At 71.7% G+C, this 14,870-nt stretch carries 15 protein-coding genes; 8 read left to right on the forward strand and 7 right to left on the reverse strand.

The window, feature by feature from the left end:
* Window positions 1–27: 27 nt before the first annotated feature.
* Both ISG29_RS09480 and ISG29_RS09485 read right to left on the reverse strand, forming a co-directional pair.
* A complete protein-coding gene (locus ISG29_RS09480; RefSeq protein WP_194503166.1) occupies window positions 28–423 on the reverse strand; it encodes a response regulator in 396 nt (131 codons plus the stop codon).
* Window positions 424–607: 184 nt separating this feature from the next.
* Complete coding sequence (locus ISG29_RS09485; protein ID WP_194503167.1) at window positions 608–2,527, reverse strand: S8 family serine peptidase; 1,920 nt, start codon at window positions 2,525–2,527, stop codon at window positions 608–610.
* Window positions 2,528–2,627: 100 nt separating this feature from the next.
* Here ISG29_RS09485 and ISG29_RS09490 point away from each other — a divergent pair, with 100 nt between their 5' ends.
* On the forward strand, window positions 2,628–3,398 hold the full coding sequence (locus tag ISG29_RS09490) for an endo alpha-1,4 polygalactosaminidase (protein WP_194503168.1): 771 nt from the start codon (window positions 2,628–2,630) through the stop codon (window positions 3,396–3,398).
* Between the two features lie 28 nt (window positions 3,399–3,426).
* Here ISG29_RS09490 and ISG29_RS09495 read toward each other — a convergent pair whose 3' ends face one another.
* Window positions 3,427–3,963 (reverse strand): CGNR zinc finger domain-containing protein, encoded by a 537-nt coding sequence (locus ISG29_RS09495; RefSeq protein WP_194503169.1) that lies wholly within the window; start codon window positions 3,961–3,963, stop codon window positions 3,427–3,429.
* A 38-nt stretch (window positions 3,964–4,001) separates the two neighbouring features.
* Here ISG29_RS09495 and ISG29_RS09500 point away from each other — a divergent pair, with 38 nt between their 5' ends.
* Both ISG29_RS09500 and ISG29_RS09505 read left to right on the forward strand, forming a co-directional pair.
* Complete coding sequence (locus tag ISG29_RS09500; RefSeq protein WP_194503170.1) at window positions 4,002–4,991, forward strand: EamA family transporter; 990 nt, start codon at window positions 4,002–4,004, stop codon at window positions 4,989–4,991.
* 61 nt (window positions 4,992–5,052) lie between these two features.
* The gene (locus ISG29_RS09505; RefSeq protein ID WP_194503171.1) at window positions 5,053–5,451 is read left to right on the forward strand and encodes a GNAT family N-acetyltransferase; all 399 of its coding nucleotides are present in this window, start codon (window positions 5,053–5,055) and stop codon (window positions 5,449–5,451) included.
* A 21-nt stretch (window positions 5,452–5,472) separates the two neighbouring features.
* Here the strand turns inward: ISG29_RS09505 and ISG29_RS09510 are convergent, their stop codons facing one another.
* The 4 genes from ISG29_RS09510 to ISG29_RS09525 form a co-directional block, all read right to left on the reverse strand.
* Window positions 5,473–6,657: an AI-2E family transporter gene (locus ISG29_RS09510; protein WP_194503172.1), complete on the reverse strand. Its 1,185-nt coding sequence runs from the start codon at window positions 6,655–6,657 to the stop codon at window positions 5,473–5,475.
* The gene (locus ISG29_RS09515; protein ID WP_194503173.1) at window positions 6,654–7,940 is read right to left on the reverse strand and encodes a coiled-coil domain-containing protein; all 1,287 of its coding nucleotides are present in this window, start codon (window positions 7,938–7,940) and stop codon (window positions 6,654–6,656) included. Before ISG29_RS09515 ends, ISG29_RS09510 begins: the two co-directional genes overlap by 4 nt.
* A 230-nt stretch (window positions 7,941–8,170) precedes the next feature.
* Window positions 8,171–9,511 carry a crotonyl-CoA carboxylase/reductase gene (ccrA, locus tag ISG29_RS09520; protein ID WP_194503174.1) on the reverse strand — a complete coding sequence of 447 codons (1,341 nt, stop codon included), beginning with the start codon at window positions 9,509–9,511 and terminating at the stop codon, window positions 8,171–8,173.
* 215 nt (window positions 9,512–9,726) lie between these two features.
* Window positions 9,727–10,431 (reverse strand): GntR family transcriptional regulator, encoded by a 705-nt coding sequence (locus ISG29_RS09525; protein WP_194503175.1) that lies wholly within the window; start codon window positions 10,429–10,431, stop codon window positions 9,727–9,729.
* A gap of 72 nt (window positions 10,432–10,503) precedes the next feature.
* On the opposite strand from ISG29_RS09525, the gene ISG29_RS09530 reads away from it, so the two are divergent.
* Genes ISG29_RS09530 through ISG29_RS09550 form a run of 5 tightly spaced genes read left to right on the forward strand, consistent with a single transcriptional unit; the run spans window position 10,504 to window position 14,840 of the window.
* On the forward strand, window positions 10,504–11,748 hold the full coding sequence (locus ISG29_RS09530) for an NRAMP family divalent metal transporter (protein ID WP_194503176.1): 1,245 nt from the start codon (window positions 10,504–10,506) through the stop codon (window positions 11,746–11,748).
* Window positions 11,749–11,795: 47 nt separating this feature from the next.
* Complete coding sequence (locus ISG29_RS09535) at window positions 11,796–12,563, forward strand: LamB/YcsF family protein (RefSeq protein ID WP_194503177.1); 768 nt, start codon at window positions 11,796–11,798, stop codon at window positions 12,561–12,563.
* The gene (gene pxpB / locus ISG29_RS09540; RefSeq protein WP_194503178.1) at window positions 12,560–13,195 is read left to right on the forward strand and encodes a 5-oxoprolinase subunit PxpB; all 636 of its coding nucleotides are present in this window, start codon (window positions 12,560–12,562) and stop codon (window positions 13,193–13,195) included. Before ISG29_RS09535 ends, pxpB begins: the two co-directional genes overlap by 4 nt.
* Window positions 13,192–14,058 (forward strand): 5-oxoprolinase subunit C family protein, encoded by an 867-nt coding sequence (locus tag ISG29_RS09545; protein WP_194503179.1) that lies wholly within the window; start codon window positions 13,192–13,194, stop codon window positions 14,056–14,058. Before pxpB ends, ISG29_RS09545 begins: the two co-directional genes overlap by 4 nt.
* Complete coding sequence (locus tag ISG29_RS09550; protein WP_194503180.1) at window positions 14,055–14,840, forward strand: putative hydro-lyase; 786 nt, start codon at window positions 14,055–14,057, stop codon at window positions 14,838–14,840. The genes ISG29_RS09545 and ISG29_RS09550 overlap by 4 nt, the downstream gene beginning before the upstream one ends.
* Window positions 14,841–14,870 lie beyond the last annotated feature (30 nt).

Consider the following 14,870-nt stretch of genomic DNA (forward strand, 5'->3'; position numbering starts at 1 on the left):
CATGCCGCGTGGTCCAGCGGCTCGACGTCAGCCCGTGGCGCCGTGTCCGCCGCGGCGGTGGGCGACGCTCGCGACGGCCGCCTCGAGCTGATCGGCGGTGAACGGCTTGGCGAGCACGTGGTCGACGCCGGCCTCGTGGGCGGGGTGGCGCTCGGGGGTGGCGGTCACCATCAGCACGGGCAGGTCGCTCAGGCCGAGGTCGTCGCGGATGCGGCGGGCGAGTCCGAGGCCGTCGAGGCGCGGCATCGCCCAGTCGAGCACCACGAGGTCGAAGCCCGGTGCCTGCGGCCGCGCCTCCTCGCGCAGGATCGCGATCGCTGCGAGCCCGTCGGGGGCCGGATGTGCCTCGTGCCCGGCGTCGCCGAGCACCAGGCACATGAGCATGCTGATGTCGGGATCGTCTTCCACGACCAGGATGCGCATGCCGGTACTCCCGCGAGTCGGGACGGGGGGACGAGGACTCGCGTCCCCAGTGTCCCACTCCGTCGCCGGTCGTGGTGTGAGGGAGCTGTGAGGAATCGGGGCGATCAGATCGCTCGGTCCTCGGTGCTGATCGGCCGGTCACCGCCTGAGGCTCGCGGTGACCGGCCGCGATCCGGACTCCGGGTCAGCGGCGTCGCACCGAGGTGGCGTCGAGGAACACCACGCGGCCGTTGACCGAGTCGCTGTCGATCGTGTCGGGGTCGCTCACCGAGTAGTCGCCGGTGACCTCGATCGTGTATCGACCGGGGGCGAGACCCTTGAGCAGTGCGGTGGCGGTGCCGTGGGCGTAGCCGACGTCGGTGGTGGTCGCACCGACCTCGCGCCCGTCGGCGTCGAACACCGTGGCGGTGTACCGGGCGAGGTTGGCCGCCGTGCCCGGGGTCGGGTAGACGAGCACGACCTTCAGGGCATCGGCACGACGTCCGACCCGCACGTCGTGCTGGGCGGTGTAGCTGCCGCCGAGGGTGACCGGGTCGGCGTCGCTCTGCCACTGGTCGGAGCGCAGCACGACCCAGGGATCCTGCCGCTGGAGGCGTTTCGTGGCGCGCGCGAAGGCACGGTGGATCGCCGTGCTCAACCGCTGCCCTTGCTTGCCTCGCACCAGCGACACCGCCCGGTCGAGGTTCACGTGGCCGTAGCCGACCTGATAGGAGTTCAGCCGCTTGCCGTCGGCCAGCACCGGGCTCGCGGTGGCCTTGAGGGCGTCGATGACCTGGCGGGCGGTGAGCCGCTTGTTGGCCTGCTTCAGCACGGCGGCCGCGCCGGCGATGTGCGGAGAGGCCATGGAGGTGCCGGACGCCGAGGTGTTGCCGTGGTCGGGGCAGGGGCCGATGACCGTGCCCGTGGAGTCGCAACTGGAGGAGATGTCGACGCCGGGAGCCATGATGTCGGGCTGCGTCAGGCCGACGCGGTCGCCGCGGAAGACGGTGTGGCCGTCGTCGCCGATGGGTCGTGCGGTGCCGTTGTCGAAGAGCAGGCCGTTGGAGGAGAAGTCGCCCCGCACGCGGTCGACGCTGCCGGCGGCCACCGAGATCACCCACGGCGCCTGGTTGAAGGGGCTCACGCTGGCCTCGGCGTCACCGGAGCCGGAGTTCCCGGCGGCGAAGACGACCACGACGCCCCGCTTCGCGACGGCCTTGGTCGCCACGTTGACGGGGTCGAGCGGGTCGTACTGCCGGAAGCTGTTGCCCCACGAGTTGTTGATGACGTCGATGCCGAGCAGGTCGGGCTGGTCGAGGATGTAGTCGAACGCCGTGACCACGGCCGTGGTGGTGATGACCGCGCCGATCGCGAAGCAGGCGAGGTCGGCATCGGGCGCGACGCCGAGCTGGTCGGGGCTCTCGGTGCCGTCGGCCGCGATGATGCCGGCGACGTGCGTGCCGTGCCCGCTGCCGAGGTCGGTGTTGTCGTAGGGGGTGTCCGAGACGGGAACCTCGATCGTCGGGTCGGTGCCCGCGTTGACGTACTCGGGGCTGACCAGGGTGACGTTGTGCACGACGTGGTCGGCGAGGTCGGGGTGGGTGGCGTCGCAACCGGAGTCGATGACGCCGACGGTGACGCCCTGGCCGGTCAGGCCTCGGCTGCGCAGCCCCTCGGCCGCCTTCGTCGACGACGACACGGCGTTGGACGACGTGGTGTCCTCGTAGCGCAGCACCTCGTCGGGGTAGACGTCGAGGCCGACGCCGCTCGTGACCACGCGGGTCATGGCGGCGACCGGTCCCTCGACGACGGCCAGCGGCAGCGCGTCCATCGGGTCCACCTTCAGCCCCAGCGCCTCGAGGGCGTCGACCTGGCTGGTGGTCGGCACGGAGTCCAGGCGCACGATCGCCCGGCCGGTCTCGGTGCCCGAGGCCAGGAGTCGGGAGAGGCCCGGAAGGCCGGCGGTGTCGACGCGCGCGGCGCCGGACCCGGCTGCGGACCAGGCTGCGGGGCTGGCGGTCGGCAGGGCTGTCGCGTTGGCGGCACCGAGGGTGGAGGTGCCCACGAGCGCGGCGGTGGCCAGGCCTGCGCAGGTCAGCGAGGCGAGGCGGCGGAGCGAGGTCATGGTGGCCTAACGGTCGGGGAGGGGAACGTTTGGCCTAACGCTCGTCCCCGCGGGAGGGTTACGGCGTTCCTGACCACTGCTGCGGTGGCATCCTGGCGCCATGCGCAGGAGGGCGATGCAGATCGCGATCGGGATGACCGCCGTGGTGGCGCTGGCCTGGAGCGGGTCGGCGTCCGCACTGGAGGCGTTGCCGTCAGACACGAACGTCGACTACCAGCTCGGCGGTGCCGCCGGACCCGACGACGGCGTCGGCATCGTCGTTCGCGACCGCTCGGAGGCGCCGGCCGACGGTCTGGTCAACGTCTGCTACGTCAACGGCTTCCAGACCCAACCCGACCAGAAGCGGTTCTGGCGGCACCGGTGGAGCCTCGTGCTGAAGAGGGACGGCAAGCCGGTCGTCGACTCCGCATGGGGCGAGTGGCTGCTCGACCTGCGCACGGAGAAGAAGCGGCAGCGCCTGGCCGCGATCATGGGCGGCTGGACCCAGGGCTGCGCCGACGATGGCTACGACGCGGTCGAGTACGACAACCTCGACTCCTACTCGCGCAGCCACGGCCTGCTCACCCCTCGTCAGGCCAAGAGGTACGCGCACCTGCTCGTCGACGGCGCACACGACGCGGGACTGCTCGCCGGGCAGAAGAACCGGGCCGGCTGGGACGGCACCGTGGTCGGCTACGACTTCGCCGTGGCCGAGGAGTGCGGACGCTACGACGAGTGCACCGACTACACCGACCACTACGGCGACCAGGTGCTCGCCGTCGAGTACCGGCGCCCGGACTTCACGAGAACCTGCGATGCCATCGGCGCCGACGTGCCCGTCGTCCTGCGCGACCGCGACCTCACCCCCGACGGCGTCCACGCCTACTGCTGAGGCACTCTCGTGATGGGGATTGCTCGGCCTAGGACGACGACTGCCGGGCGCGGTAGGCGGCCACGGCGTTGCGATTGCCGCAGGTGACCGAGCAGAACCGTCGTGACCGGTTGCGACTGAGGTCGAGCACGATGCCGTCGCAGTCGTCGTCGGCGCACACCCCGAGACGCGACATCTCGTCGATGCGGATGACGTCGATCATGGCCATCGCGGTCTCGACCAGGATGCGGGTGGAGAGTGGGGCCTCGGCGGGAACGGCGTGCACGTGCCAGTCGAAGTCGCCGTGCCGGACCAGCTGAGGCACCGCCTGCGCCTCGGCGAGCATCTCGTTGACCAGGACGACCGCCTCGTCGCGGTCGGCACGGAGCAGGGCGTCGAGGCGGCCGCGGAGGCCGCGGATCTCGGCCAACTCCTCGTCGGTGCGGTCGTGACGACCGGAGTAGCTGAAGCGAGAGTAGAAGTCGGCCAGATCGTCGGGGGTGGTGAGGCTGTCGGGATCCTGAGCGGTGTTGGCCAGGTCGACCGCGGCCTGGAGCCCCACCTCGACGTCATGGGCGAATACCATGTTGACAGGTTACTACGACTCTCGTAGTGTCACATGCCATGAGCACTATGACCCATGACAACCGTGAGGGGGTGCCTGCTGTGACTCCCCGCGCCAGCCTGGCCACCGGCCTCGGCATCGCCGTCGTCTCGGCCCTCTCGTTCGGGCTGAGCGGCCCCTTGGGTCGCGGTCTGCTCGACACCGGGTGGAGCCCCGGTGCGGCGGTGCTCGTGCGGGTGCTGGTCGCAGCGGTCGTCGTGCTGCCGCTCGGGCTGGTCGCCCTGCGTGGTCGCTGGCACCTGCTGCGCGACAACGCGGGCCTCGTGCTGCTCTACGGCGGTCTGGCCGTCGCCGGCGCGCAGGTGTGCTTCTTCTCCGCAGTGCAGTACATGCAGGTCGGTCCGGCGCTGCTCATCGAGTACACCGCCCCGGCCGCGGTCGTCTCGTGGCTGTGGCTGCGCCACGGTCAGCGTCCGACCCTGCTGACCGTCGTAGGCGCAGGACTCGCGGCGCTGGGCCTCGTGCTGGTGCTCGACGTCACCGGTGGCGCCGAGGTCAGCGTGCCCGGTGTGCTCTGGGCGCTGGGGGCCATGGTCGGTCTGGCCGTGTACTTCCTCATCTCCGCCGACGACGACAACGGCCTGCCCCCGTTGACGCTCGCGGCCGGTGGCCTCGTCTCCGGCGGCGCGATCATCGCGGTCCTCGGCGTGGCCGGTGTGCTGCCGCTCACCGCCTCCACCGCTCCCGCCGTCTACGACGGTCGTGAGCTGCCCTGGTGGGGAGCCGCGCTGCTGTTGGCCCTCGTGACGGCCGCCTTCTCCTACGTCACCGGTATCGAGGCCGGGCGACGCCTCGGCTCACGTCTCGCCTCCTTCGTCGGGCTCACCGAGGTGCTGGCCGCCATCGGGTTCGCATGGCTGCTGCTCGGCGAGCTGCCCCGCGGCGTCCAGTTGCTCGGCGGGCTGGCCATCCTGGCCGGCGTCGTGTGCGTGCGGCTGGGCGAGCCGCGCGTCGACGAGGCGGCGACGACGGAGATCCCGACACCCTGAGCGCGGCGCCTCGAGGGCGGCGCCCCGAGCCCGACGCGGTGGCGCCGGTACCGTGCGCGCCATGGCCGAGGTCGACGTCCGCCCGTTCGAGGAAGACGGTGACGACGCCGTCGGCATCGCCCGACTCGCGACCACCGTGCAGTGGCCCTCGCTCACGGACGCCGAGGTGGTGCGGCGCGTGTGCACCGCGCCCGGATCGGTGGCCTACGTCGCGCGCAGCCAGGGTGCGCTCGTGGGCTGGGCCCAGGCGCTGGGAGACGGGGTGCTCCAGTCGCATCTCTCGTTCGTGGCCGTGCACCCCGGCCATCGCGGTCGAGGCCTCGCGCGCCTGCTGGTGCAGGCTACGTTCCAGGCGACCGGAACCCTGCGGATGGATCTCGTCACCGACGGCGCCGAGGGCTTCTACGCAGGCTTCGACCACCAGCCGATGAGCGGGTTCCGGATCTATCCCGGTAGATGAGTCCGCCCGAACAGGTGCTGGTCAGGCGAGATCCTGGCGGCGCACGAACACCTCGCGCGTGAGCATGAGGATCGCCGCGGCGGTGGGGATCGCCAGGAGTGCGCCCACGACTCCGAGCAGGGCCGTGCCGACCAGTGCGGCGATCACGATGACGGCGCCGGGCAGCTCGACCGAGCGCGCCATCACGCGGGGGTAGACCAGGTAGTTCTCGACCTGCTGGTAGATGAGGAAGAAGATCACGCAGGCGATGCCGATGTGCACGTCCTCGGCGAAACCGATGGCCGAGACGACCACGGCCCCGATCGTGGCGCCGATCATCGGGATCACGTCGAGCAGGGCGACGACGAAGGCCAACGCGACGGCGTACTGACCGAGCCCCACGACCAGCAAGAACACCAGTGAGCTCAGCCCGGCGCACAGCGCGACCAGTAACGCTCCGGAGACGTAGCCGCCGACGCTGAGGATGATGCGGTCGCCGAGCCGGCCGACCCGGTCGCGCCGCGAGGCCGGTGCGAGCCGGTAGAGGCCGGCCTTGGTGCTCTCGAGCGAGGCGAGGAAGTACAGCGTGAGCACGAGCACGATCAGGCCGTTGACCACCGCGCCGAGGAGCGCGAGACCGAAACCGAGCACCCCGCCGAAGAGGTTGCCGAGGAAGTCGCCGTCGGTCACGTAGGCCTGGATCTTGTCGACGACCTGGTAGTCGTCGTTGAGCTCGGCGACGCGGTCGTTGCGCTGCAGAGCCGCGAACCAGTCGGGCGCCTGCTTGGTGATGGCGGCGACCTGGTCGCCGATCACGGGGCCGATCGCGACGACGAACAGCGCCAGCACGCCGAGCACCATGAGCACCACGGTGAGCACCGCCAGCGAGCGCCGCAGGCCGCGCCGCTCGAGGAACAGCACCAGGGGGTGCAGCGCCGCCGCGAGGAACATCGAGACCACGATGAGCACCAGCGTGGCTCCGATGGCCTGCACGGCGTTGAACAGCCACCAGGCGGTGAAGAGCCCCAGTCCGCCGAAGAACCCCCAGTAGAAGGGGGCCTTGCGGTCCAGCGGGGGTCCGGGCGTGCCCAGGTGCGCCGGACCGCCGACCAGTCCGGCGGGATCATGCCGACCCTCGGTCTCGTCCGGCTGGTCGTCCGGCTGCTCGTCCGGCTGGTCGTCGACGTCGGACGGCGTGGGCTCACCGTCGACGTGCGCCTCGGTCATGCGGTCTCGTCGGAGGAGTCGCTCGTCTCGTCGGAGTCGGAGTCGTCGGGCTCGTCACGCAGACCGCCGACGATGTCGGCGAGCGAGGCGAGCTGGGCGGTGATGCCGTCGCGGCGCTTGACCAGCCGCCCGACCTCGGCGCGCACCTTGGCCAGCTCGCGCTCGGCCTCGGCCACTCCGGCGTGGGAGAGGGACTCGGCGTTGCTCTGCGCGGTGTTGACGATCTGCTCGGCCTCGCGGCGGGCGCGCTGGAGCAGGGCGTCGGCCTCGGTCTGCACCTGCTCGCGGTGTGCGGTGGCCTGCGAGGTGGCCTGCTGGGCTCGCTCCTCGGCGGCGTTGGCGCGCTGCTCCGCCTCGGCGACCAGACGCTGGGTCTCGGCCATCGCGCTCTCGTGGTGGTCGGAGGCCTCGCGGGCGAGTCGCTCCTTCTCCACGGCGAGAGTGCGGCGCGCCTCGGTGACCTCGCGATCGGCTGCGGCGCGAGCCTTCTCGACCTCGCGCTGGGCGCCGGTGCGCATCTCGGTGGTCTCCTGCTGGGCGGCGAGTCGCAGCTGGTCGGCCTCGCGCTTGGCGGAGGCACGCAGATCCTCGGCCTCACTGCGGGCGAGGGTGCGCTCCTGCTCGGCGTCGGCCACGGTGCGGGCCCGGTGCTCGTCGAGCTCCTTGAGCTGGACGATGCGCATGTCCTCGGCCTCGCGGGTGGCCTCGGCCTTGATCGAGGCGGCATCGCGGGTCGCCTGGTCGCGGATCTCGTCGGCTTCGCGGGTGGCGGCCATGCGGATCTCTGCGGCCTCCTCCTCGGCGAGTCGCAGCATCGCCGACGCACGGCCTCCGAGGCCCGCATAGGACGGAGTCTGGTTCTCGGCGAGCTCGGCGCGGGCCTTCTGGAGCTCCGCCTCGAGCTCGGTGACCCGGCGCTCGGAGACGCTGAGGCTCTGGGAGAGGCCCGACTTCTCAGCGAGGATCTGGCGTACCCGGGTGTCGACCACGGCCTGGTCGTAACCGCCGCGTCGCACGCTCGGGAACGACACGGAGTCGCTGCTGGAGGCGGGGCGGCCAGGGGAGGACGCCGCGGGCCGGGCGGCCTGCGCCGGCGGCACGGCCGGCTGCTGGCCCGTGCCGGTGGGGCCTGCGGGCGACCTCTGGCCCGCGCCGGTGGGGCTCGCGGGCGGCTTCTGGCCCGGCTTCTGGGTGGGGATCACCTGGGTCTTCTCGGCGTCCGGATCGGACGCACCCGGCCCGTTCGGCTCGTCGTCGAAGATGGACAGACCCTGGTCGCTCATCGCTGGCTCAGCTCACTTCCGCACGTCATGGGGGGCAGGCACCATCTTGACCGATGGTGGCCCGTCGTCCCAGCCCGAAACTCCGTGCCCAGCATGCCGTGAAGATCACGTGAACCGAACCCGCCGGTGCCCGGCGCCGTCACCCATCGCCCGCCGAAAGGTCTGGATGCGACCTCTCGGCGGGCGGTGGGTGACTCCTCGAGGGTCGATACGCGACCCCCCGCGGATCCTCAGACGCCGCGGAAGCGGTTAATCGCGTCGAGATGCTTCTCGCGCATCTCGTGGTTGCGCACGCCCAGCCCCTCCTCGGGGGAGAGGCAGAGCACGCCGACCTTGCCCTGGTGCTTGTTGTGATGCACGTCGAGGGCGGCCTGGCCGGTCTCCTCGAGGGTGTAGGTGCGCGAGAGGGTCGGGTGGATCTTGCCCTGCGCGATGAGACGGTTGGCCTCCCAGCTCTCGCGATAGTTGGCGAAGTGGCTGGAGACGATGCGCTTGAGGTTCATCCACAGATAGCGGTTGTCGTACTCGTGCATGAAGCCGGTGGTCGAGGCGCACGTGGTGATGGTGCCGCCCTTGCGCGTGACGTAGACCGAGGCGCCGAAGGTCTCGCGGCCGGGGTGTTCGAAGACGATGTCGATGTCCTCGCCGCCCGTGAGCTCGCGGATCCTCTTGCCCAGCCGCTGCCACTCCCGCGGATTCTGCTCGGTGCCTTCCTCGTTCCAGAACTGCCAGTTCTCCTCGGAGCGGTTGATGATCATCTCCGCACCCATCGAGCGGCAGATGTCGGCCTTCTCGTCGTTGGAGACCACGCAGATCGGGTTGGCGCCGCCGTTGAGGGCGTACTGCGTGGCGAAGCCGCCCAGACCGCCCGAGGCGCCCCAGATCAGCACGTTGTCGCCCTGCTTCATGTTGCCGCCGTTGTGCGAGACGAGCTGGCGGTAGGCGGTGCAGTTGACCAGGCCGGGGGAGGCGGCTTCCTCCCAGGTGAGGTGCTCGGGCTTGGGCATGAGCTGGTTCGCCTTGACCATCGCGACGTCTGCGAGGCCTCCGAAGTTGGTCTCAAAACCCCAGATGCGCTGCTGGGGGTCCATCATCGCGTCGTCGTGGCCCTGCGGATCCTCGAGCTCCACGGAGAGGCAGTGGGCGACCACGCGGTCGCCCGGGTTCCACTTGGTCACGCCGGGGCCGACGGCCAGCACGACGCCGGAGAGGTCGGAACCGACGATGTGGTAGGGCAGGTCGTGGCGCTTGGTGAGGCCCGAGAGACGGCCGTAGCGCTCGAGGAACCCGAAGGTCGAGACCGGCTCGAAGATCGAGGTCCACACGGTGTTGTAGTTGATCGCCGAGGCCATGACGGCCACGAACGCCTCGCCGGGGCCGAGCTCGGGCAACGCCACCTCGTCGACGTGCAGGCTCTTGCGGGGATCCTTCTCCTTCGAGGGCACGCCCTCGAACATGGCGACCTCGTCCTTGTGCACCGTCACGGCCCGGTAGGACTCCGGCATGGTGAGCGAGGCGAAGTCTTCCTTCGTGGCCTCGTCGGAGGAGATGGCATCGAGAATGTTCTGCACGAACGGCTCCTAGATGGGGGTCGGTCGCGGCGCGCGCGGGCGCGCGCAGCCGGGTCGGCGCGAAGATTACCCAGCGGTAATCGGACTGTCATTCGAGTGTGACCCATCTGTCGTCGCCGGGCTCGGTGGTCACCGCCCAGGGACCGTCGGATGTCGGCGGCGGCGATGCCGCGCGGACGCACGTGGATGCCGCCGGAGATGCCGGCGACCAGGTGCTACGTGAGCGCGAATCCGCCGAGCAGCTGCTCGCGCGCGTCGGTGAGGTAGGTCGTGAGGTGCTCGGCGGCGTCGCTCCAGCGGCCGGCCTCGGCGAGGTCGCAGATCGCGGCGTTGGCGGCGAGGTAGGGCTCGTGGAAGGTGCGCGGGTCGCCCATGGCGTGGAAGAAGAGCCGCATCTCGGCGAGCAGCAGGTCCATCTGCGCGTCGAGCCGGTCGCTGCCGGCGAGGGCGACGACGGCATGGTGGAAGTGCTGGTTCGCCCCACCCACGGCCTCGTGGTCGCCCGCCTCGAGCGCCGCCTGCCCCTCCTCGACGGCGGCGCGCAGCGCCGCCACCCGGGCGGCGGGCGCGTGCTCTCCCTGCCGGAGGGCGCCGGGCTCGAGAGCCAGTCGGGCGGCGTAGACGTCGCGCACGTCGTCGGCGTCCGGGGTGGAGACCACCACGCCGCGGTGTGCCTCGCGCACGAGGATCCGCTCGGCCACGAGCTGGCCCAGAGCCTCGCGCAGGGTGTTGCGGGAGACGCCGAGAGCGGCGGCGAGACGCTCCTCGGGGAGCTTGGTGCCCGAGCGCAGGTGGCCCTCGGCGACCTGCTCGCGCAGCTGGCCGGCCACGCGGTCGGCCGTCGTGCTCATCACGGTGCGGCGGGCGCGGCGCTCGGCATCCAGGGTCGAGAGGACGTCGTCGAACGCACCGGTGCTCATGGGGCGAAGCGTAACCAGAATGTTTGATTGAGGTATTGCAGGATTGTTGAACAATCGGCAAGGTGAGGCCGTATGAGCCACGACACACCCGAGAACACCAGTCAGAGCACGCCACCCAGCACCGGCCAGGCGGTGAAGGACGCCGCCGGGCGCTCGGCCGTGCTCGGCGCGATCTTCTTGATGGCCACCAGCGCCATCGGCCCGGGCTTCCTCACCCAGACCGCGCAGTTCACCGGTGCGATGGGCGCGGCCTTCGCCTGCGCGATCCTGATCTCGATCGTCGTCGACGTCGCCGTGCAGATGAACGTGTGGCGCGTCGTCGGTGTCTCCGGCCTGCGAGCCCACGAGCTCGGCAACCGGCTGCTGCCCGGGGCGGGCTACGCGCTGGCGGCCTTGGTGGTGCTCGGTGGGCTGGTGTTCAACATCGGCAACGTCGCCGGCTCCGGCATCGGCCTCGACGCACTGCTCGGCCTCGAGCCGAGGATCGGCGGCGCGCTCTCCGCGCTCGTGGCCATCGGCATCTTCCTCTCGCGGCGTGCCGGGTTGGCGCTGGACCGGATCGTGGTCGCTCTGGGCGTGCTGATGATCGTCGCCACACTGGTCATGGTCTTCACCTCCAGCCCGCCGGTGGGCGAGGCGCTGCGCAGCACGGTGGCCCCCGACACCTTCGACGCCAAGACCGTCACCACCATCATCGGCGGCACCGTGGGCGGCTACATCACCTACGCCGGTGCGCACCGTCTCATCGACTCCGGGCGCACGGGGGTCGAGCACGTCGCCGACATCACGCGCTCCTCGGTCATCAGCATCCTGCTCACCGGCGTGATGCGGATCCTGCTGTTCCTGGCCATCCTCGGCGTGGTCGCCGGCGGCGTGACCCTGGCCGCCGACGACCCGGCCGGCTCGGCCTTCAAGGCCGCCGCGGGAGAGGCGGGCTTGAGGATGTTCGGCCTGGTCCTCTGGGCCGCCGCGCTCACCTCCGTGATCGGTGCCGCCTACACCTCGGTCTCCTTCCTCACCACCCAGCGCACGCCCGAGAAGGTGCGGACCGCGATCACCGTCGGCTTCATCGTGCTCACCGCCGGCATCTTCGTGGTCATCGAGCAGGCCCCGGCCAAGCTGCTGATCTTCGCCGGCACCTTCAACGGACTCATCCTGCCGCTGGGCTTCACCGTGCTGCTCGCGGTCGCCTGGTTCCGGCGCGACTTGCTGCACGGCTATCGCTACCCGATGTGGCTCAAGGTGATCGGTCTGCTGGCCTGGCTGCTGACCCTCTGGCTGGGGTGGCAGGCGCTCCAGGGTCTGGCCGACCTGTGAGGGGCCGACCTGTGAGGGGCCGACCTGTGAGGGGGCAGTCTGTGAGCATGCCGCGCATCGACCTGAACAGTGACGTCGGCGAGTCCTTCGGCCGCTGGCGACTCGGTGACGACGAGGCCGTGCTCGCGGTCGTGACGAGCGCCAACGTGGCCTGCGGGTTCCACGCCGGCGACCCGACGACCCTGCGCCGGTGCTGCGAGCTCGCGGCCGCGCACGGGGTGGCCGTCGGCGCCCAGGTGGGCTACCCGGATCTGGCGGGGTTCGGACGCCGGTTCATCGACGTCGATCCGACCGAGCTGGCCGACGCCGTGACCTACCAGATCGGTGCGCTCGACGCGATGGCGCGCGCAGCCGGCACCCGGGTCTCCTACGTCAAGCCGCACGGTGCGCTCTACCACGCGACCATCGACCACGAGGGCCAGGCTCGAGCCGTGATCGACGCCGTGCGGGGCTACGACGACACCTTCCCCGTGCTCGGCCTGCCCGGCTCGCTGCTGCTGCGCTACGCCGACGACGCCGGCCTGCGGGGCGTGCGCGAGGCGTTCGCCGACCGCGGCTACACCGGCGAGGGCCGCCTCGTGCCCCGGTCGCAGCCGGGAGCCCTGCTCGACGACGCCGCCGACGTCGCGCGCCGCGTCGTCCGGCTGGTCACCGAGGGTGTCGTGGCCTCCGTCGACGGGTCCGACGTGGCGGTCGACGCGGAGTCGGTGTGCCTGCACGGCGATACCCCCGGTGCCGTCGAGATGGCACGGGCGGTGGCCGCGGCGCTGGCCGACGCGGGCGTCGAGCTCGGGTCGTTCGCGGGGCGGGCATGAGGCTGCTCGCGTACGGCGACCGGGCGGTGCTGGTCGAGCTCGCCGAGGGCGTCGAGGGCGCAGAGCGAGGAGGGGGAGCGCTCGGCTACGCCGAGGCGCTGCGCCGCGAGGCGCCGCCTGAGGTGGGTGAGGTGGTTCCGGCGGCGTGCACGGTGCTCGTGGTGGCTGCCGACAAGGTGCCCCTCGCCGACCTGCGGCGGGTGCTGGAGGACGTTCGGCCGGTCGCTCTCGAGGCGGATCGAGGACCCGAGGCCGTGGAGATCCCGGTCGTCTACGACGGGCAGGATCTCGACGACGTCGCAGCGCTGACCGGTCTCTCGCGCGAGGAGGTCGTGGCGGCGCACACGGAGCAGACCTGGCGGGTCGCCTTCGGCGGTTTCGCGCCCGGCTTCGGCTATCTCGCGGGCGAGGACGACCGGCTGCACGTGCCACGCCGCGAGGAGTCGCGCACGAGGGTGCCGGCAGGGTCGGTCGGACTGGCGGGGGAGTACGCCGGCGTCTACCCCCGGGAGTCGCCGGGCGGTTGGCAGCTCATCGGCCGCACCGAGGTCGACCTCTTCGACCTCGACCGCGACCCACCCGCGTTGCTGCGCCCCGGCGTGGCCGTGCGCTTCGTCGAGGTGCGCCGGTGACCCGCACGCTGACGCTGCACGCCACCGGCCCGCTCACCACTGTGCAGGATCTCGGCCGCCCCGGGTACGCCGGTATCGGCGTCGGGCGCTCGGGGGCCGCGGATCGCGGGGCGCTGCGCCAGGGCAACCGAGCGCTGGGCAATCCCGAGGGCGCGGCTGGGCTGGAGATCACCCTCGGCGGGCTCGATGTCGAGGTGGGCGACGAGGCGTTGTGGCTCTGCGTCACCGGCGCGGTGTGCGACCTCACGGTCGACGGCCGCGGTATGGGCTCGCACGCTCCGGTGCGGGTCGAGGCAGGAGCGCGGGTGCGGGTCGGGTCGCCGTCGGTGGGTCTGCGGTCCTACCTCTGCGTGCGCGGCGGTGTCGACGCCGACCTGGTGCTCGGCTCTCGGTCGCGTGACCTGCTGGCCGGGCTCGGACCGGAGATCGACGCGGGCACCGTGCTGCCCGTGGGCGAGCCGGCGGGGGCGATGCCGGGCATCGACCACCTGCCCTGGCCGCGGGTCTCGGCGGACGAGCCCGTGGTGCTGCGTGCGGTGCGCGGGCCGCGCGCGGACTGGGTCGCCGACCCCGACCTGCTCACCGCCACGACGTGGACCGCGACCGACCGCAGCAACCGGGTCGGTGCTCGCCTCGACGGCGCCCGCTTCGAGCACGCCCGCGACCGGCAGTTGCCCAGTGAGGGCGCATGGCGTGGCGCTGTCCAGGTGCCGCCGTCCGGCCAGCCCGTGCTGTTCCTCGCCGACCACCCCGTGACCGGGGGCTACCCCGTGGTGGCCGTGGTGGTCGTCGACGATGTCGACCTCGCCGCGCAGGTGCGGCCGGGTCAGAGCTTGAGATTCCGATGGGTGGAGGCACCATGACCTTGACCGACGCGGCGGCGCTGTCGCCGGCAGAGGCGCGCGCCAGGTTCCGCGACGGCCTGGTGACCCCGACGTCCGGCTGGTGCGACGGCTACACCCAGGCCAACCTGATGGTGCTGCCGCGCGAGCAGGCCTTCGACTTCTTGCTGTTCGCCCAGCGCAACCCCAAGCCGTGCCCGGTGCTCGACGTGCTCGAGCCCGGTGCCGTCGCCGGGCCGCTGCTTCACGGCGACGTGCGCACCGACGTGCCCGCCTACCGCGTGTACGTCGACGGCGAACTGGTCGAGGAGACGCCGGAGGTCAGGCGCTGGTGGCGCGAGGACCTGGTCAGCTTCCTCATCGGGTGCAGCTTCACGTTCGAGTCGGCGTTGGCCCAGGCGAGCGTGCCCGTGCGGCACCTCGAGGCCGGCTGCAACGTGCCGATGTACCGCACCACCACCCGGTGTCGCTCGGCCGGCGCGATGGGCGGCCCGCTGGTGGTGTCGATGCGGCCCGTGCCGGCGGCGCAGGTGGCCGACGCCGTACGCGTCACCGCCCGCTACCCGGCCGTGCACGGCGCCCCGGTGCACGTGGGCGATCCGGCCGCCCTCGGCATCACCGACCTCGACGCCCCCGACTTCGGCGACGCGGTCGAGGTGCGCCCGGGGGAGGTGCCGGTGTTCTGGGCCTGCGGCGTGACGCCCCAGGCGGCGGTCATGGAGTCGCGACCACCGCTGGCCATCGCCCACGCCCCCGGCCACATGCTCATCACCGACGCCCGCGACTCCGACTACCTCATGTGACCCGCGAGGGGTCGCGAATCGTCCCGCGAG

Source organism: Nocardioides acrostichi (assembly GCF_015319165.1).
Lineage (GTDB): Bacteria > Actinomycetota > Actinomycetes > Propionibacteriales > Nocardioidaceae > Nocardioides > Nocardioides acrostichi.